This is a genomic window from Cryobacterium arcticum, assembly GCF_003185895.1.
GTDB lineage: Bacteria > Actinomycetota > Actinomycetes > Actinomycetales > Microbacteriaceae > Cryobacterium > Cryobacterium arcticum.
This window is the reverse complement of the sequence record NZ_QHLY01000005.1, coordinates 81,101-100,394: the sequence shown is the minus strand read 5'-3', so window position 1 is coordinate 100,394 and position 19,294 is coordinate 81,101. Positions and strand designations below refer to the sequence as shown.

Here is a 19,294-nt window from a genome sequence, read left to right as displayed (position 1 = left end):
GGTGTGTGTGGTGCCCGTGAAAGGCAGCGCAGCCGCCAAGAGCCGCCTGGGGGACTTGCCCGAGCCGTTCCCGGCACGCGGCGCCCTCGCCGAAGCCTTCGCCCTCGACACCGTGGCTGCCCTGCTCGCCAGCGCGAGCGTGCACCGGGTACTCGTGGTGACGAACGATCCCGCCGCCGCGGCTCCGCTCGCCGCCCTCGGGGCGCAGATAGTGCCCGAGCTCCCGCAAACCTCCCCGTCGGATGCCGCGAATGGGCGCCATGAAGCAACTCGCGACCCGCTCAACGCTGCGATCGCCGAGGGTGTGCGGGTGGCGCAGGAGCTGTATCCCCAGCGCAACCTCGCCGTGCTCACCGGCGACCTGCCCGCCCTCACCACCGCGGATGTCGAGACGGCCCTCACCGCCGCATCCGCCCACGACCGGGCGATGATCGCCGACGAAGAGGGCACCGGCACCACCACGTTGCTCGCGCTGGCGGGCGTTTCACTGACGCCGCGGTTCGGCCCCGGCTCCCGCGCCGCGCACGAGGGTGCCGGGCACGTGCCGCTCAACCTGCCCGCCTCGGCGTCGATCCGACGCGACGTCGACACCGTCGACAACCTCGCCGAGGTGCTGCGCCGGGGCGTCGGCGCCCACACCAGCGCCATCATCGCGCGCTCCCAGCTGGCACCGGATGCCGCCGATTCCCGGCCGCCCGAGTCACTCTGACAATCGTGCAGGCCCAGTGGGCAATCGTGCAGAGTGAACCGCACGATTTTTGATAGCGTTTTCATATAATTCCTGATAACGTTTTCACACGCACCGAGGGCCACACAATGGCCTCCGCTCTCCCGTCATCGATCACGAAGAAGTGAGGTTGCTGCACAGCTGAACCGCCCTCCACGCAGGGTCCGCCACACAGGACGCACCGGGCCTGAACGCCACCGGTCAGCGTGAATCCCCACCCCAGCCTCTGACTCCATCGCAGCATCGCTGCTGGAACTTCCTCGGAGACGAACCTTCCTCTCCCCTCCGGTCGCCGCCACCCGGCAGCCACGAGGTTCTTCGGCGCGCCAGCGAGACGCCCCGACCATCCCCGCATCACCCCGCACCCTTCAGAAGGACAACGAAGACCCCATGAAAGCATCGACATTCGTCAAGGCCGCAACCCTGGCCGCCGCCGCCAGCCTCATCTTCACCGGCTGCGCCACCGGTGGTGGCGGCGGCAGCGCAACCAACGGCAAGGCCGTCTGGAACGAACCCACCGCATCCCTGGAGGGCGTGACTCTCACCTTCGGCGGCGGCGCGGTCTCCGACGCCGGCCTCACCCAGGTGATGGATGCGTTCTCCGAGGCAACCGGAGCGAAGTTCGAGAAGGTCGCCTACCCCGACCCCTACGAGCAGAGCCTGCTCACCAAGGTCGCCGTCGGCGACATGCCCGACCTGGCCGCCTGGCAGCCCACCGCCAGTCAGCTCACCACCCTGCAGCCGTCCAAGAACCTGCTCTCCCTCGACGACGCCCCGTGGCTCGACGACCTCGACCCCGCCGTGAAAGACGTCACCGGCTTCGTGGGGGACACCCGCTACGCTGCGCTGGTCACCTCACCGTCGGTGATGGGCGTCTACTACAACAAGGGCCTGTTCGCCCAGTACGGCATCACCGAGGACCCGGCCAACTGGGACGAGTTCATCGCGGACGCCCAATCCATCAAGGACCAGGGCGGCGTGCCCTTCTACGAAGCCGGCGGCGACATGTGGCCCACCCAGTGGTGGCCGCAGGTGCAGCTCGCCGAGCAAGCCCAGGACGGACTCTGGGAACGGGTGAACACCAACGAGGAACAGTTCACCAGCCCGGCCATCCTGGACGCGATCACCGAGTACAAGTCGCTGATCGACGACGGCCTGTTCAACGCCGACATCAAGACCGCCACCGTCATCGACCAGGCCAACGCCGTGTTGACCGGCGAGGCCGCGATGGCCGTGCAGGTGAACGCGCTGCTGCTGCAGATGCAGTCGGTGTCTGACACCGAGACCATCGACGCGAATGTCGGCTGGTTCCCGATCTCCCAGGACGGCAACATCGCCACCTCGATCCCCGATAACAAGAACGGCGTCGTCGCCTTCCACACCGGAGACGCCGAGCAGGAAGCCGCCGCGGCCCAGTTCCTGAACTTCTGGATGACCGACGGCTACGCCGATTACATCGAAGCGGCCAACGCCGTCTCGATCAAGCCCGACGTGCAGAGCCCGGCCGGTGTGCCGGAGGTCGCCAAGCTGATCTCCGCCTCGCTGGGCACCTCGGTGGGCTCCATGCAGTCCCTCGCGGTTGCCAACGCCGACCTGTACCTCAACATGGCCAAGATGATCCAGGGCACCCAGACCCCGGAGCAGGTCGCGGAAGCCACCCAGCGCCAGTTCGCCGGGCTCGCTCAGGCGCAGGGCCTGGACGGCTTCTAACCGCGTCACGACGGGCGGCGGGGCGACCTGCCCCGCCGCCCGGTCCGCCCACCAATCGAAAGTGTGAATCCCATGACTGTCTTCGCAGACACACCGGGGCCAGGTTCGCTTCGCGGCAAGCGCCGGGGCGGGTCCAACCGTCGTGACTACCGCCGGATCGGGGTGCCGGGCCCCGCCAACCGTGGCATCAAGGCCGAGCGCAGCGCCTACCCGTCCTGGTTCCTCTGGCCCGCCTTCGCGATCCTCGGCGTCTTCTTCCTGCTGCCCACAGTGCTCAACTTCGTCTACGCGTTCACCAACTGGTCCGCCTATCACGACGGTGTCGACTTCGTCGGCTGGCAGAACTTCGAAGCATTGCTCGGAAACGGCGACGTGCTGATCGCCCTGCGCACCACCCTGATCTGGGCCGTGCTCGTGGCCGTGCTGCAGAACGTGTTCGGCTTCGCGCTCGCCCTCTTCTTCGAACGCGACAGCCGCATCAACCGGGCCAGCCGGGCGATCTTCTTCATCCCGGTGCTGATCTCGCCGCTGGCGATCGGTTACATCTTCCAGGCCCTGTTGAAGCCGGATGGCGCGCTCAACGGCATGCTCGGCGGCGTGCTCGGCCAGTCCGTGAGCATCGCCTGGCTGGGTGACACCACCTGGACGATTGTCGTGGTCTCGATCGTGCAGTCCTGGAAGTGGATGGGACTGAGCATGCTGATCTACCTGGCCGGTCTCAAGTCGATCCCCGAAGACGTGCTCGAGGCGGCCAAGATCGACGGTGCGAGCTGGTGGCGCACCCTCCGCAGCGTCCGGTTCCCCCTGCTCGCCCCGGCGGTCACCTTCAACGTCGCCACCGCGCTGCTCGGCTCGATGAACGGCTTCGATACCGTTCAGGCCACCACCAAGGGTGGCCCGGCCGGAACCACCGAGGTGCTCAACATTTTCATCTACCGCACCTTCGGACAGGGGCTGTACGCCCAGGCCACCACAATGAGCCTGATCCTGTTCCTGGTCGTCATCCTGCTCGCGTTCCCGATCATCTGGGCGCTGCGACGGAGAGAGAAGCAGCTCCTATGAAGACCACACGCCTGACCCGTGGCATCCAACCGATCCTCGCGATCCTGGCCTGCCTGCTCGTCATCGGGATCCCGCTCTATCTGCTGGTGATCACCTCGTTCAAGAGTGACGCCGAAGCGCAGGTGCCCGACCTCAGCCTGCCCACCACCTGGCACATCGCAGAGAACTACGGCCGGGCCATCAGCGACGGTGACGTTCTCGGCGGCCTGTTCGGCAGCCTGCTCGTGACGGTACCCAGCGTGTTCGGTGTGCTCGTCCTCGGCTCGGCCGCCTCGTGGGTGCTCGCCCGCCGCTCGTCCAAGCTGATGGGGCTGCTCTATTCCGTCGGCATCAGCGGCATCATCCTGCCGCCCGCGGTGGTCACCATGGTTCTCACCCTCCAGTCGCTCGGCCTCGACGGCACCGCGCTCGGCATGATCGGGGTGTACATGGGCATGTTCATGGCCACGGCGATCTTCTTCACCACCGGGTTCGTGCGCAACATCCCGGTCGAACTGGAAGAGGCCGCCCGCATCGACGGCGCCTCGCCGTTCAAGGTGTACGTGCGCATCGTGCTGCCGCTGCTGCGGCCGGTCATCGCCACCGCCGCCATCCTGGTCACCCTGTCGGTCTGGAATGAGGTGTTCTACGCCTTCTTCGTACTCAGCGGGAGCGGTGCCTCGACCCTGCCGCTGAACCTCTTCAACGTGGCCTCGCAGTCGGAGTACGTCAAGAACTGGAACCTGATCTTCGCCTACGTGGTCCTGATGAGCATCCCGATGGTGGTCACCTTCATCATCGCCCAGCGGCGCATCGTCGCCGGCGTCACCGCCGGTGCGGTCAAGTAACACCGCCGACGCCTCAGCTGACCGAATTCCAAGAAAGCAGAACAATGCCTGACATCCGCATCGAGACGGGCAACGACGTCCTCGAGATCGTTCTTGTGCAGCACGGCGACTCCCCGCTGAGCGTGCGCCGCTGGGGACCCCGGGGCTTCGCCCCCGACCTGCCCGCCGGCCAGAGCGCGGTCGAGATCCTCACCGTCGACGCCGGCCGGGCACCGTCCACGCCGCGCGTGACCGGCGGCGTCGTCAGCCAGAACCTGCGCTATGTCAGCCACACCAGCCGCACCGACGACGGCTGGACCGTACTCGACGTGCTGCTGCGGGAGAGCGACGGTGGCCTCGAAGCGGTGCTCACCATCGCCACCCCGCCGGCCGCCCGCGCGGCCCGCGCCACCGTCACGGTCAGCAACCGGTCCACCGACCGGGTGCGGATCGTGCAGGCGGTCACGAGCCTCGCCCTGCAGGTGGCGCTCGGCGCCGCCGCGACGGCGAGCCCGGACGACCTCGACCTGGCCAGCGCCACCTGCGACTGGATCGGCGAATCCCGCTGGAGCACCCGCCGGCTGCGCGGCGACCTCGTCGACCTCGCCCTCTCCGCCCACGGCGACGCCCCGGCGAGGGGCTCCCGCGCATTCTCCTCCACCGGCTCCTGGTCCACCGGCCGGTCGCTGCCGAGCGGCGCCCTGGTGGAGGCCCACGCGGACGGCACGGCAGCCGCATTCGCCTGGCAGGTCGAGAGCAACGGCGGTTGGCGGTGGGAGGTCGGCGAGAACACCGCCGGTACCTACCTCGCCCTCGCCGGCCCGTCGGATGCCGACAGCCAGTGGGTCGCCCGCCTCGCCCCCGGCGACTCCTTCACCACGGTGCCGGCCACACTCGGCGCCGGCGCCGGCCTCGAGGGCGCCTTCGCCGCGCTCACCGATTTCCGTCGGGCGGCCCGCCGCGCGCACCCCGACAATGACCGCCTGTCGGTGGTCTTCAACGACTACATGAACACGCTGATGGGCGATCCCACCACCGAGAAGCTGCTGCCGCTGATCGACGCCGCCTCGGAGGCCGGCGCCGAATACTTCTGCATCGACGCCGGCTGGTACGACGACTCCGGCGACTGGTGGGACAGCGTGGGGGACTGGGAACCGTCCACCGTGCGGTTCCCGAACGGACTCGGTGAAGTGATCGACCGCATCCGCAGCAAAGACATGAAGCCGGGCCTGTGGCTCGAACCCGAGGTCGTCGGCGTGGCCAGCCCCGCCGCCCAGCGCCTGCCCGCTGAGGCATTCTTCAGCCGGCACGGCGAACGCGTCGTGGAGCACGGCCGCTACCACCTCGACCTGCGATACCCCGCCGCGATCACTCACCTCGACGCCGTCGTGGACCGGCTCGTGAACGACTTCGGTGTGCGCTACTTCAAGCTGGACTACAACATCAACCCCGGCGCGGGCACCGACCGGGGCGCAACCAGCCCCGGCGACGGCCTGCTGCAGCACAACCGTGCCCACCTGGCCTGGCTGGAGAGCGTGCTTGACCGGCACCCCGACCTGGTGCTGGAGAACTGCGCCAGCGGGGCGATGCGCATGGACTTCGCCATGCTGTCCCGGCTGCAGCTGCAGTCCACCAGCGACCAGCAGGACCCGCAGGCCTACGCGCCCATCGCAGCCGCCGCCCCGCTGATGATGCTGCCGGAACAGGCCGCGAACTGGGCCTACCCGCAGCCCTCGATGACCGACGAGCAGCTCGCGTTCACGCTCTGCACCGGACTGCTCGGCCGGATGTACCTCTCCGGGCATCTGGACATCATGACCATGCCACAGCAGGTGCTGGTGGCCGAGGCCGTGGCCGCGCACAAGCGGATGCGTCGGGACCTCGCCGCCGGCCACGCCTCCTGGCCGCTCGGCATCGACCAGTGGACCGCGCCCTGGGTGGCGCTGGTCATCGGCACGGCCGACGACCGCTATCTCACCCTGTGGAAGCGGGACGGTGCCGCCGAGTCCGTGCAGGTGCCCCTGCCCGACCTGGCCGGCCTCGACCTGGTGATCGACACCGTCTTCCCCCGCCGGTTGGAACCGTGGGCCTACGACTGGAACCCCGTGACCGCGGTACTCACCGTGACCGCGGCGGCAGAGTCCGCCGCGCGCACCCTGCGCATCTCCACCCACCCGATCGTCGAGCAGGTCACCATCGACGCCAGCGTGAGCACCGGTGCCGTGCACGGCGGAGCGACCGGGATGCTCTACGGCCTCGCCGACGAGGGTGTGCCGGCTGCCGCCCTGATCGCCGGCGTGCGGCCGCGCACCATGGCGCAGAAGGCACCGCACGGCCGCCAACACCCCGGCGGCGACGCGCTCGCCCAGGCCGACGGCTACTTCGCCGCGGGGGGCTCGGAGATGGTCGTCTACATGCAGGACGTGCTCGCGGAGTGGCCCTACGAAGAGGTCGGCATCGAGGCCTTCTGCGAGCTGGCCCGCACCATGGTGGCCGAGGTCGCCGCCCGGCCGGATGCGCACCAGTTCGTCTGGGTGCCCTTCAACGAGGGCGACTGGATCTGGTACACCGACTGGTCGGCCGCCGGCCGCGACAGGTTCCTGGCCGACTGGGCCACGATGTACCGCACCATTCGCGCCGTCGACCCGGCCGCTCGTATCGTCGGACCGAACGAATCGCACTACTACCCGGAGCGGGTGCGCGACTTCTTCGCCTATTGCGTGGCCAACGACGTGGTGCCGCAGATCATGAGCTGGCACGAACTGCAGCCCTCCTCGCTCGAGGTCTACCCGGCGCACTACCGGCACTACCGCGAGCTGGAGGCCGAGCTCGGCTTCGGCCCGTTGCCGATCAACATCGACGAGTACGGCAACCGCCGCGACATGTCGAACCCCGCCCAACTGGTGCAGTGGATCGACCTGTTCGAAACCAGCAAGGTCGATGCCGACCTGGCCTACTGGACCCTCGCCGGCAACCTCGACGACCACGCCGTCAACAGCGGCCAGGCCAACGGTGGCTGGTGGCTGCTGCACTGGTACGCGAGCCTGCGCGGGCACACCGTGCCGGTGGTCGTTCCGCACCCGGACGTACGGGACTCGCTGCGCGCACTGGCGGCCTGGGATGACTCAGCGTCGTCCCTGACAGTGCTGCTGGGCGGCACCGACGCCGGCATCGCCGTGAACCTCACCGGCCTGAGTCTGTCGGGCGCGGTGCGGGTGCGGCTGAGCTCGGTCACCTGGTCGGGTTATGAGGGCGACGTGATCGCCCCCACCCTGGTGCGCGACGAGCCCGCCACCGTGCGGGATGGCACGCTGACGCTGACGGTGTCGGTGCCCGGCGCCGACCCGCACTCGGCCTATCTCGTCGTCGTCACCCCCGACGGCGGCGGCGCAGCCGCAGCCCCCAGTCCCTGGAGCGCCTCCATCGACTCCGACCTCGCCACGGCCACCGCGGTGAGCTGGGTGCGCCATGGCGACGACCCTCAGCACTACACCGGATCCGGCCGCCAGAACGTGGTGCTGGCCTCGACACCGGATGCCGACAGCCGGGTGAGCTTCCCGGTGTCGGTACCCGCCGACGGCGACTACCTGCTCGGCATCACCTACGGCACCGACACCGCGCCGGCCACGATTCTCCTCGCGATCGACGACGCCGACCCGGTCGAGGTGCGCCTGGCCGCCACCCTGTTCACGACCTACGCCGGCCGCCATGACCTGCCCGTCGGCCTCACCGCCGGTGCGCACACCGCGACTATCACCGGCACTATCGGCGACGAGGTGGCGGTCGACCGCCTCACCCTCAGCCGCATCGACGACCAGGCCCGCCGCTTCGACGCCGTCTTCGCCTGGCGCACCGGCGGCACAATCGAACACACCGCGGCCGTGCATGGGCCGGGCAGCGTGCGCCTCACCGGCGACGACGAACTCATCTTCTTCGTGGCCGTGCCGGTCGCCGGGCGCTACACGCTCACCGTCGCCACGGATGCCGAAGCCGGCATCGGCAGCCCGGTCTCGGTGCTGGTCGACGGCGCCGACGTGGGCGGCTCCGGCGCCGGGGTGTACCTGGCCGCCGGCGTCTCGATGGTCACCGTGCGTGCGGCCGGGGCATCCGCCCTGGTGCACAGCCTGAGCCTGACCGAGACCGTCGAGCCGGCGGTGACCCACCGGGGGATCGCCGAGCAGTTCACCGTGACCGGATCGGTGCGGCTCGAGACCGGTGCCAACGTCGCCTTCCTCGACGGCTTCGCCGAAGAGGGTGGCGCGGCCACCGGGGCGGCGGTCGTCGACCTGCCGGAGCTCACCCCCGGCCGCTATATGCTGACGCTGGAATACAGCAATGCGGACAAGGCCACCGGTCACATGTACAACGCCGACGTGATCAATCGCCGGCTGGCGGTACGGCGCGGGACTGATGCGTCCACCGTCGTGACCCTCCGGCACAACTACCACTGGCTGAATTACCAGCCCCTCACCGTGCGGTTCGACGTCACCGATGCCTCCGGACCGCTGCGGCTCGAGGCGACGAACGGACCCGGTCCCCGGGTCGTGGCAGTTCGGCTGGACCCGCTCGTGGTGCCGACGGGCCGCCAATGACCGATCTGCCCGCCGACGCGTCGGCGGGCGAGCAAAAGCAGTATCGTCGCACCATGACCCGCACGTTCGCCAAGCCCGCCAGCATCAATGATGTGGCGACGGCGGCCGGTGTGTCGGTGCCCACGGTGTCGCGGGTGCTCACCGGCGCCGCCAAGGTGAGTGCCGTGCGGCGGCAGCGCGTGCTCGACGCGATCGAAGAGCTCGGCTACCGGCCGAACGGTGCCGCACGGGCCCTGGTCAGCGGCAAGCAGACCACCATCGCGGTGATGACCTCTGACACCACGATCTACGGCTACTCGTCGACGATCCAGGGCATCGAACTGGCCGCGCGAGCGGCCGGATACTTCGTGATCATCTCGTTGGTCGACGGCGACGAACCCGACGAGATCGAACGTGCGGTCTCGCTGGTGCTCAGCCAGCCCCTCGCCGGCGTGGTCGTGCTCAAGTTCGACCCGGCCGGCGTGAAGGCCGTCGGCGCATTGCCGCGGGATGTACCCGTGGTGGCGGTCTCCGGCGAGCTCGACGACCAGGTCTCCCAGGCCGTGCTCGACGAGGTGGCCGGCGGTGACGAGATCACCCGGTTCCTGCTCGGGCTCGGCCATCGCACCGTGCACCACGTGACCGTTCCACCGTCGCGAGCCGAAGACGGCCGCACCACCGGCTGGCGGAACGCCCTGCAAGCGGCCGGCGCTCCCGTGCCCGCCATCATCGCGGCGACCTGGGATGCCGACTCCGGTGTGGCGATCGGGCACGACCTGGCCGGCCGGGATGATGTCACCGCGGTGTTCTGCGGCAACGACGAGATCGCCATGGGCGTGATCTCCGGCCTGGCCGAGGCCGGCCGCTCCGTGCCCGACGACGTGAGCGTGGTCGGCTTCGATGACCATCCGCTGTCCCATATCTGGCGCCCGGGCATCACCACGGTGTCGCAGGACTTCGTCGACCTCGGCCGCCGGGCATTCAGCCTGCTGCTGCAGCAGATCACCGGCGACGAGCAGCCGGTGCTCTCCAGCGAAGGCCCCACCCTCGTGGTGCGGGCCAGCGCGGCCCCGCCGGCGAGCCGCTGAGCGGGTCTTCACCCGGCTGAGAGTCGGCGCCGACCGGCGGTGGTTCAGGCGCCGGCGGTCATGCCCTTGAGCTGGGCGAGGGCATCACGGATGCACTCGGTGAAGGTTCCGGAGGGCTCGTCGCTGACCCAGCGTTCGAAGCTCAGCTTGAAGATCGTGACCCCGGTCTCGGCAGCCAGGCCGGCGGGCAACTCGGCGACGCCGCGGGCGCGAAGGGCCTCGGCGCACGCGGCGCTCAGGGACGCCATCTTGAGCAGCTCGCGCTCTCGTAGGCTCGGGGTGGCGGCGATGACTGCCCAACGCTGCCGGGCATAGTCGCGATCCTCCTCGAGAAGCTCCGCCGCGCTCTCCATGGCGACTCCCACCACGTCGATCGGCGGCATCGAGGCTGGGGCTGCCGTGATCGCGGCAACCACCCGGTCTTGCAGGTGTTTTGCGCCCATGAAGAGCACCTCGCGCTTGTCGGGAAAATGGCGGAAGAAGGTGCGTTCGGTCACGCCGGCCCGTTCCGCGATCTCGGCGGCGGTCGTCTGCTCGTAACCGCGCTCGGCGAAGAGCTCGAGCGCACCCAAGGTTAGGCGCCCGCGCGCATCCGGTTTCCATCGTCCCACGGGTTCAGTCTAGTGATGTCGGTCACTGACATAGGTGTGCTACCGTCATGGCGGCAACTGACATCAAGGGTTCGGCGCACACCGGGCCAGAAGGAGATCACTCTCATGCGCGTATTTGTCACCGGTGCATCCGGTTGGATCGGCTCCGCCGTCGTGCCCGAACTTCTTTCGGCCGGCCACGAGGTCGTGGGCCTGGCACGCTCCGACGCGTCGGCCGCGGCCATCGCTGCCGCGGGCGCTCAGGCGCATCGCGGCAGCCTCGACGACCTGGACAGCCTCCGCGCCGGCGCCGACGGCTCCGACGGCGTCATCCACCTCGCCTTCAACCACGACTTCTCCGACTATGCCGGAGCCGGCCGCACGGAGCGGGCCGCCGTCGAGACGCTGGCCGGAACCCTGGCCGGATCCGATCGGCCGTTCCTGCTCGCCTCGGGCATGGCGGGCATCGTTCAGGGCCGGTTGGCAACGGAGTCGGACCTCTTCGGGCTGAGCGGCCCGGATGCTCCGCGCGGTGGAAGCGAGAATCTCGCCCTCGAATACGCCGACCGTGGCGTGCGCGCGGTGAGCCTGCGATTCGCCCCGACGGTGCACGGCGAGGGCGACCACGGCTTCATGTCCGCCATCGTCGGCGCTGCCCGGGCTACGGGAGTATCGGGCTACGTGGGCGACGGGGCCAATCGGTGGCCCGCCGTGCACCGGCTCGACGCGGCCCTCCTGGTGCGGCTGGCGCTGGAGACGGCGCCGGCCGGCACCGTGGTGCATGCCGTCGGCGAGGAAGGTATCGAGGCACGGGAGATCGCGGAAGTCATCGGCCGGCACCTCGGCCTGCCGGTCGTCTCGGTGGCACCCGACGACGCCTTCGGCCACTTCGGCTGGATCGGTGCCTTCTTCAGCCGCGACATCGCGGCCTCGAGCACCCTCACCCGGGAACGATTCGGCTGGACGCCGACGCACCCGACCCTGATCGAGGATCTGGAGGCCGGGTACTACTTCCGCGAGACGTCGGCGGAGGCCGTGCGGCCCACCGTCGGCTAGCGCTGCCGGCTACAGCGGGGCGGGAGCCGCGGGGCGCACCGAGGACGCCAGCGCCGCGAGCACGTCGGCCGGGGTGGCCGCCATCTCGATGGAGGCCCGGAACGACGGCTTCATCAGGCTGCGGCTGAGCTGGGCGAGCACCTTGAGGTGCTCGGTGCCGGCGGCCGCCTCGGGCACGGCGATCATGAAGATCAGGTGGGCTGGTTTCTCATCGAGTGAGTTCCAGTCCACCCCGACGGCGCTGCGTGCAAAGGCGAGGATCGGGGCGGTGGCGCCGTCGGACTTCGCGTGCGGAATGGCGATGCCCTCGCCGATGCCGGTCGTGCTGATCAGTTCACGATCGAGCGCGGCCTGTACGACGGCGTCCTCGTCGACCACGATGCCGGTGGCCTTCATCAGGCCGGCCAGGCGGCGGATCACGGCATCCCGGTCGGTCTCCTCGATGTCGAGCACGATGGTGCGTTCGTTGATGTAGTCGAGCACGGTCTTCGGCTTCGGCAGGGCCGATGCTGTGGCCGCCTGTGCCACCGGGGCCACGGAGACGGGCGGTGCCGCAGCCGGGATCGCCTCGGCCGGAATCCTTGCGGCCGGGGCTGCCTCGGCCGCAGGCTCGGCGGCGGTAGGCGCATCCGTTGCCGTCTTGCGCACCGAGATGCCGATCAGCAGCACCGAGACCAGGGCGGTGACGAGCACGCCGGCGAGAATCGCGACGAAGTACATCGGCACGCCGCTGACGGCACCGAACACGGCCACGATCGGGCCGCCGTGCGGAACGGCGTTGGTCACACCGGCGATTGCGGCGATGGCACCGGCGACAGCGCCACCGAGCACGTTGGCCGGAATGACCTGCAACGGGCGGGCGGCGGCCAGCGGGATGGCGCCTTCGGTGATGCCGAAGAAGCCCATGAACAGCGCGGCGATACCGGCCTCGCGTTCCACCGGGGTGAAAAAGCGGCGACGGATGACCGTGGCCAGGCCCATGCCCAGCGGCGGCACAGCGATAGCCGCGGCGACCATGCCCATCGGGCCGGGGTTGCCGGAGGCGATCAGGGCGCTGCCGAACAGGAACGCAGTCTTGTTGACCGGACCGCCCATGTCGAAGGCGACCATGGCGCCGAGGATCAGGCCGAGCACGACGACGCTGCCGCCGTCGAGGCTGGAGAGGAAGTCGGTCATCGAGGAGAAGACCCAGGAGATCGGCTGGCCGAGGGCGAGCACGAACAGGCCACCGACCACGAGGGTGGTGATCACGGGGATCACGAGGATCGGCATGATCGGCTTGATGAAGCGGTGCACCGGGATCTTCTTGATCCCCAGGGCCACGAAGCCCACCAGGAAGCCGGTGACGATGCCGCCGATGAAGCCGGCGCCCGATTCGGAGTTGTAGAACGCGCCGGTGGTGGCGATCCAGCCGCAGATCATGCCCGGGGCGAGTCCGGGTCGGTCGGCGATCGCGTAGGCGATGAAGCCGGAGAGGATCGGCACCATCAGGGTGAAACCCAGCACGCCGATCTGGTTGATGGTGAGCCAGAAGCTGCCCTCAGGAATGACCAGGCCCTGCGGGGTGGCTTCGCCGCCGACCGACAGGGAGATCGCGATGAGCAGCCCACCGACCACCACGAACGGGATCATGTAGGAGACGCCGTTCATCAGCGCCCGGTAGATGAAGCCGCCGATGTCGCGCTTGCCGGCGTTGGTCGGGGCATCCTCGGTTGCAGCGGCCGTGCCGGTGGGGGAGGCCGCGAGGGCCTCGGCGATGAGTTCGGCGGGGCGGTGGATGCCGTCGGCCACCCGGGTGGAGACGATGCGTTTGCCGCCGAACCGGGCGAGGTCGATCTGGGTGTCGGCGGCGATCACGATGGCGTCGGCGCGCTCGATGTCGGCCTGGCTGAAGGTGCCTTCGACGCCGACCGAGCCGTGGGTCTCCACCTTGATCTGGTAGCCGAGTGCGGTGGCGGCGGCGTCGAGTTTCTCGGCGGCCATGTAGGTGTGGGCGATGCCGGTGGGGCAGGCGGTGATGGCCAGGATCAGCACTGTGGGTGGTGCGATTGTGCTGCCGGTCGGAGTTGCGGGCATGGTGAGGAGTCCTTCCAGGACGTCGCCGGCGGCGTGTGGCCCGCCGACCATGGAGTGCGTGCGCGCCCGATGAGAGACGCCGCAGCTCATCCACCGTACCTGTGACCGCGAGCGGGGCCGAGAGGCTTTAGGCCCTGCACTGGCACCTTTCGCCTTCTCGGCCCCGCTGAATATCAGCTCCGACCAGCACCTATTCCCGCATCAGCATCGCCTGGGCTTCGCGTTCGAGGTCCACGTACGGCTCGCCGCTCACGTCCACTGCCACCCGCCGGATGGTGCCCCCGGTGAATGGCCAGGGCGCGGTGCCGCTGTACCCGGTCACGGCCTCACCGCCGTCGCGGCCCACGTTCAGGCCCTCGCCGGCGATCGAGAACTTGCCCGGCTGGGTCTTGATCCGAGCCGAGCCCACCGCCTTGTCACCGTAGTAGAGCGTCAGGATGCCGGTGGAGACGTGCGGGGGATCCTCGCCGTCCTTCTCGAACGAGGCCGAGAGCAGCAGGTTCTCGCCCTGCGGCAGGTCGGTGTCCGCGTCGATCTTCTGCTCCATCAGCCCCACGAAGTTGTTCACGTAGTGCAGCCGGTTGTCCTGCACGTAGAGCGCGTGCCCGCCGAACCGGGAGCCTTGGGCGAAGAGCACCCCTTCGGCACCCGCCGTGGGCATGTCCACCAGCGCGCCGATCACGAATGACCGGTTACGGGTGTTCACCGCCTGCGATTCCGGCACCTCCGAGGTGTGCGGGTAGTAGACATACCGGCTACGGGGCGGGGAGAGCACCGGCCGCGGGGTGACGAAGATCTCGAACGCCGACCTGTCGTCGAGCGGGAACGCTTGATTGGCGCCGGCCTCGGCGAACCACAGGTTGACGAGCTCGCGGACCTTGTCGGGATGCTCGGCCGCCAGGTTGTGCAGCTCGCCCCGGTCCACATCGGTGTGGTACAGCTCCCACTCGTCGTCGTTGAAGTGGCTCCAGCCGCTGAGGGTGGGGTGGGTGGTAATGGCCTTCCAGCCGTCGTGCCAGATCGCCCGGGAACCCAGCATCGAGTAGAACTGGGTGCGGCGGGTGGTCGGCGCCTCGGCATCCGTGAAGCCGTACCGCATGCTCACCCCGTCGAAGCGGCTCTGCACGTGGCCCTTGATGCGCTCGGGCGGTTCGACCCCGAGCACGTCGAGGATGGTCGGCACGATGTCGACGGCGTGGTGGTACTGCCCGCGTAGTTCACCGCGCGCGGGTATCCCGGCCGGCCACGACATGATGCACGGGTCGCAGGTGCCGCCGTTGAACTCGTAGCGCTTCCACATCTTGAATGGGGTGTTGAACGCCATCGCCCAGCCGTTCGGATAATGGTTGTAGGTGGCGGGGCCGCCGAGCTCGTCGAGCATGCGGAGGTTGTCGGCCATCTCGTCTGGCACGCCATTCACGAATTTCATTTCATTGACCGACCCGTTCGGGCCGCCCTCTCCGCTGGCGCCGTTGTCGGACACCACGATCACCATGGTGTTGTCGCGTTCGCCGAGTTCGTCGAGGTAGTCCAGCAGTCGGCCGATCTGGTGGTCGGCGTGGGAGAGGAACCCGGCGTAGACCTCGGCCATGCGGCTGAACAGGTGCTGTTCGTCGGCGGTCAGGGAGTCCCACGGGCGGGTCATGTCCATCAGCGGGAACGGCTGGCCGTCCGGGCCCGAGCGGGTGTCCGGTGTGCCCAGCGGGTTCATCGGCGGCAGTTCGGTGTCGGCCGGCACGATGCCCAGCGTCTTCTGCCTGGCGAGGGTTTCCTCGCGAATGGCCTCGTAGCCCTGATCGAACTGGCCCTTGTACTTGTCGGCCCACTCCTTGGGCGCGTGGTGCGGGGCGTGTGCGGCACCGGGCGCGTAATAGAGGAAGAACGGCTTCTCGGGTGCGATCACCTTGGCGTCCTTGATGAACTCGATGGCCTTGTCGGTGATGTCCACCGAGAAGTGGTAGCCGTTTTCGGGCAATTCGGGCTGGTCCACCGGGTGGTTGTCGTGCACCAGGTCGGGGTACCACTGGTTGGTCTCTGCGCCGAGAAAGCCGTACCAGCGCTCGAAGCCACGGCCGCTGGGCCAGTTGCGCCGGGTGGACGCCACGTTCATCTCGTCATCGGGGCAGAGGTGCCACTTGCCCACCATGTAGGTGTTCCAACCCAGCTCGCCGAGGATCTCCGACAGCATGCCGTTCTCCGGCGGGATGGTGCCGCTCGCGTTGGGGAACCCGATTGCGGCCTCGGTGATGCAGGCCATGCTGTTGCGGGTGTGGTTGCGCCCGGTGAGCAGACATGAGCGAGTGGGTGAGCAGAGCGCAGTCGTGTGCCATTGGGTGTACCGCACCCCGGCATCCGCCACCCGGTCGATGTTGGGCGTCTGGATCGGCCCGCCGTAGCTCGACATCGCGGAGAACCCCACATCATCGAGCACGATGTAGACCACGTTGGGTGACCCGGCCTTGGCTTTGGGCGGTTCGAACGGCGCCCAATCCGGCTCAGAGTCGCGGATGTCGACGTTGATACTGCCTGTGAACGGTGCGGGCATGGGGTACTCCGTTTCATGGTGAATTGGGGCCGCCCCACGAAGGGCCCTGCGCCAGCAGGCGCTGACCTGAGCGACTGTATAACCGCCCCTGCCCCGCTTCAAGGCACACCGAACCGCAGGGGCCGAGGGGACGGGGAGGCGAGGTCAGGTGAGGGCGACGGTGCGGAAGCCCACGTTGCCGGCGGCGGAGTCGGCGGTGTTCGAGGCCCGAGCGGAGTTGCGATACCGGTTGCAATAGGAGTCGTGGCAGAGGTACGAGCCGCCGCGCATCACCCGTTGGCCGCCCATGGCCGGTCCGGCTGGATTCTGGCCGGGGGAGCTGGCGTAGTAGTCCTCGGCCCACCAGTCGGCGCACCACTCCCAGACGTTGCCCACGCTCTGCCAGAGCCCGTAGCCGTTGGGAGTGAACTCCCGTACCGGCGCTGTGGTGAGCCAGCCGTCGGCCAGCGTGTTCACCGCGGGAAACCGGCCCTGCCAGATGTTGCATCGTCGGCCCTCTTCCCACTCGTCACCCCACGGGTAACGCCGTCCGGTCAGCCCGCCGCGCGCGGCGCATTCCCATTCGGCCTCGGTGGGCAGCCTCCGGCCGGCCCAGGCGCAGTAGGCCTGGGCGTCGTTCCAGCTCACCTGCACCACCGGATGCTGCTCCAGACCGTCGAGCGACGACTGCGGACCCGCCGGATGCGCCCAGTTGGCGCCCCGCACCCCGAGCCACCAGGGCGTCTGCGGCGGTTGGCCGAGAATATCGTCGAGTTCGGCCTTGAGCGCCAGGTGGAACACTGCCGAGTAGCCGAACCTCTCGGACTCGGTGCGGTACCCCGTATCGCCGACGAACGTGGCGAAGTCGGCGTTGGTCACGGTCGTCACGTCCATCGAGAAGGCATCCAGCGACACTGCGTGCACGGGTGTCTCGCCGTCCCCGGGATTGCCAGCGCCATCGGCGTCGCCCATCTGGAACTGCTGGGCCGGAACCTCGGCCTGTTCCAGCGTGTGCCCGCCAGAGTGTCCGCCAGCGTGCTCGGTCGTGGGGACATCAGCTCGGGGAACTGACGCGGCACCGCTCACCTCACGATTCGGTGTGCAGCAGTCGTGGTCATCCGTTGTCACGCGCAGACCCTAGCGCGCAACCACCCCGACGACGACCCCGCCCCGATCACGGGATCGGTCGTTTCAGGAGTTCGGTGGTGCTAAGGGCTTGGGCAGCAGACCCTGCGCCCGGCCGGTCATCTCGATGAGGGTTTGGCCGGGGTCGATCGTGGCGGGTGGGCGTAGCCAGTAGCGGCCTTGGTTTTCGAAGATCTGCCAGCGTTGGTTGTGCAGTAACAGGTGGTGGGTGCGGCAGAGCAGGATGCCGTGGTTGATGTCGGTTCGGCCGTTGTCGCGTTGCCAGTGTTCGATGTGGTGTGCTTCGGTGAAGGAGGGTGGCCGGTCGCAGCCGGGCCAGGTGCAACCGCCGTCGCGGGCGGCGAGGGCTCGGCGTTGGGCGCGGTTGAAGAGGCGTTGTTCGTGTCCGACGTCGAGGGGCCGGTTGTGGTCGTCGAAGCGGATGTCGACGGTGCCGGAGTCGCAGATCAGGCGTTCGATGGTTTCGGCAGAGACCGGGGAGGTGTTGCCTTCGATGGAGCCGTGGCCGACCTGGCCGGCCTGCCCGGGCGGGTTGATCAGGATGTCATCGGCGGTGACGGGCCGGTCGGGGGCCGTGGGGGTGACGGTGGTGAGGATCTGTACGGTGGGGCGGCGGCCGCCGAGCATCTCGTTCGGGTTGATGGTGGTGCCGGCGCGGAGGAGGTCGATGAAGCCGTCGCAGGTGATCTGGGTGGTGGTGCGGGGGTCGTCTTGCACGCGGCGTGCCCAGGCGGCGCGGTCGGTGTCGACGAAGCGCACGCCGCCGCGGCGGGGGCTGGTGAGGCTGTCGAAGGTGGATTTGATGAACTCGCCCTGCTCGGGCGGGAAGAGGCCGTCCACCCGGACTTGGCCGGTGTCGAGGGTCCAGATGCGCAGGTAGCGGTCGTCCCAGGCTTTCTGTTCGCGCACCCGGATGCCGGCTTCGTCGAGGCTGTCCCGTGCCTGCCGGGCGGCTTTGAGGAGCTGGTCCGCGTTCATCGTCGGGGCATCGGCGAGCAACCGGTCCAGGGCCTCGGTGAGGACCGGGCCGGTGACGACGGTGTCGATGTCGCCCAGCCCTTTGCGCAGGGCGTGGGCCGCGTCGATGGACAGGGTGCCGTCGCTCAAGGCGCGAGCGATCGGCGCGTGCCAGGGCGCCGGCACCGGTGGAAGCGACGGAGTACTGAAATTGTCGGTGCCAGTGCCGTCCGGGTCAGTGCCGTCCGGGTCGAGGTCCACCCGGCCGTCGCTGCCCGGGTCAGCCTGGTCGAGCAACCTGCGGGCAGCCTCGGCCTCTGCTTCGGCTTCGGCTGCGGCCTGTAGAGCGCTGGCCGCTTCGGTTTCGGCCAGCATCCGGCCCACCTCGACGAGTTTGCGGGTGTCGGCCTTGGTGCCACCGGTGAGATTCTGGATCAGGTCTTCGGGGGAGAGATAGCCGTGCTTCTTGGCCAGGCCGTCCTGGCCCAGCTCCCAGCGGGAACGCTGCGCGAGGGTCTTCGCCATCCAGGCCTTGCAGGTGTCCAGCTCGTGCCGCAACCGCGCGAGCGTCTTCTGCCCGGCCAAGGCATCGGCGTCTGACAGGCGGTCGTAATCCGTGCTGCACCGGCCGAGCCGGGCCACCGAGGCCGCAGCCTCCACCAGCGGGCCACGGGCAATGCCGGTCTTACCAGAAGAATCCGTGCCCGCATCATCCGGCCTGACGGCATCGAACACGGCGCCGACGGGAAGGTCCTCCCCGCCGAACGTGTCTTCGATAATCGTCTGGATTGTCATACCCCGAATCTAGCCCGGTATCGAAGCTTTGTGTGAGCAAAAATCAACTTGTTGATAACTCTTTTTGGGCTCAGGGGATGCGATCGCGCAACGGCTCCGCCGGGCAGAATCACCGGGCGGCGGGAGTGAGTTTCGGGTGCCGACACTGCTCCTCACGCATCCGCAATCAAACCGTAACCGTTCGGG

At 68.8% G+C, this 19,294-nt stretch carries 12 protein-coding genes; 7 read left to right on the top strand and 5 right to left on the bottom strand.

Translation table 11 applies throughout. The features are described from left to right. The first annotated feature begins 16 nt into the window (after nt 1-16). The 6 genes from cofC (at nt 17) to CTB96_RS01960 (ending at nt 9,964) form a co-directional block, all read left to right on the top strand. Nucleotides 17-709: a 2-phospho-L-lactate guanylyltransferase gene (cofC, locus tag CTB96_RS01985; protein ID WP_219993193.1), complete on the top strand. Its 693-nt coding sequence runs from the start codon at nt 17-19 to the stop codon at nt 707-709. 408 nt (nt 710-1,117) lie between these two features. Next, nucleotides 1,118-2,437 (top strand): ABC transporter substrate-binding protein, encoded by a 1,320-nt coding sequence (locus CTB96_RS01980; protein WP_110125243.1) that lies wholly within the window; start codon nt 1,118-1,120, stop codon nt 2,435-2,437. A 72-nt stretch (nt 2,438-2,509) separates the two neighbouring features. Continuing rightward, the gene (locus tag CTB96_RS01975; RefSeq protein WP_110125242.1) at nt 2,510-3,499 is read left to right on the top strand and encodes a carbohydrate ABC transporter permease; all 990 of its coding nucleotides are present in this window, start codon (nt 2,510-2,512) and stop codon (nt 3,497-3,499) included. Continuing rightward, nucleotides 3,496-4,326 (top strand): carbohydrate ABC transporter permease, encoded by an 831-nt coding sequence (locus CTB96_RS01970; protein WP_110125241.1) that lies wholly within the window; start codon nt 3,496-3,498, stop codon nt 4,324-4,326. Before CTB96_RS01975 ends, CTB96_RS01970 begins: the two co-directional genes overlap by 4 nt. 44 nt (nt 4,327-4,370) lie before the next feature. After that, entirely contained in the window at nt 4,371-8,897 is a 4,527-nt protein-coding gene (locus CTB96_RS01965; protein ID WP_110125240.1) for an alpha-galactosidase, read from the top strand. A 53-nt stretch (nt 8,898-8,950) separates the two neighbouring features. Then, complete coding sequence (locus tag CTB96_RS01960) at nt 8,951-9,964, top strand: LacI family DNA-binding transcriptional regulator (protein WP_110125881.1); 1,014 nt, start codon at nt 8,951-8,953, stop codon at nt 9,962-9,964. Nucleotides 9,965-10,008: 44 nt separating this feature from the next. On the opposite strand, the gene CTB96_RS01955 is transcribed toward CTB96_RS01960, so the two are convergent. Then, entirely contained in the window at nt 10,009-10,575 is a 567-nt protein-coding gene (locus tag CTB96_RS01955; protein ID WP_110125239.1) for a TetR/AcrR family transcriptional regulator, read from the bottom strand. Nucleotides 10,576-10,680: 105 nt separating this feature from the next. On the opposite strand from CTB96_RS01955, the gene CTB96_RS01950 reads away from it, so the two are divergent. Further along, nucleotides 10,681-11,610, top strand: coding sequence for an SDR family oxidoreductase (locus tag CTB96_RS01950; RefSeq protein WP_110125238.1), 930 nt, complete (start codon nt 10,681-10,683; stop codon nt 11,608-11,610). A 9-nt stretch (nt 11,611-11,619) separates the two neighbouring features. Here CTB96_RS01950 and CTB96_RS01945 read toward each other — a convergent pair whose 3' ends face one another. The 4 genes from CTB96_RS01945 to CTB96_RS01930 all read right to left on the bottom strand — a co-directional run bounded on the left by CTB96_RS01945 (nt 11,620) and on the right by CTB96_RS01930 (nt 19,108). Continuing rightward, complete coding sequence (locus tag CTB96_RS01945) at nt 11,620-13,686, bottom strand: fructose-specific PTS transporter subunit EIIC (protein ID WP_110125880.1); 2,067 nt, start codon at nt 13,684-13,686, stop codon at nt 11,620-11,622. 190 nt (nt 13,687-13,876) lie between these two features. Continuing rightward, a complete protein-coding gene (locus CTB96_RS01940; protein WP_110125237.1) occupies nt 13,877-16,231 on the bottom strand; it encodes an arylsulfatase in 2,355 nt (784 codons plus the stop codon). Nucleotides 16,232-16,375: 144 nt separating this feature from the next. Continuing rightward, nucleotides 16,376-17,344: a formylglycine-generating enzyme family protein gene (locus CTB96_RS01935; protein ID WP_486601437.1), complete on the bottom strand. Its 969-nt coding sequence runs from the start codon at nt 17,342-17,344 to the stop codon at nt 16,376-16,378. A 57-nt stretch (nt 17,345-17,401) separates the two neighbouring features. Continuing rightward, the gene (locus CTB96_RS01930) at nt 17,402-19,108 is read right to left on the bottom strand and encodes an HNH endonuclease signature motif containing protein (protein ID WP_110125235.1); all 1,707 of its coding nucleotides are present in this window, start codon (nt 19,106-19,108) and stop codon (nt 17,402-17,404) included. Nucleotides 19,109-19,294 lie beyond the last annotated feature (186 nt).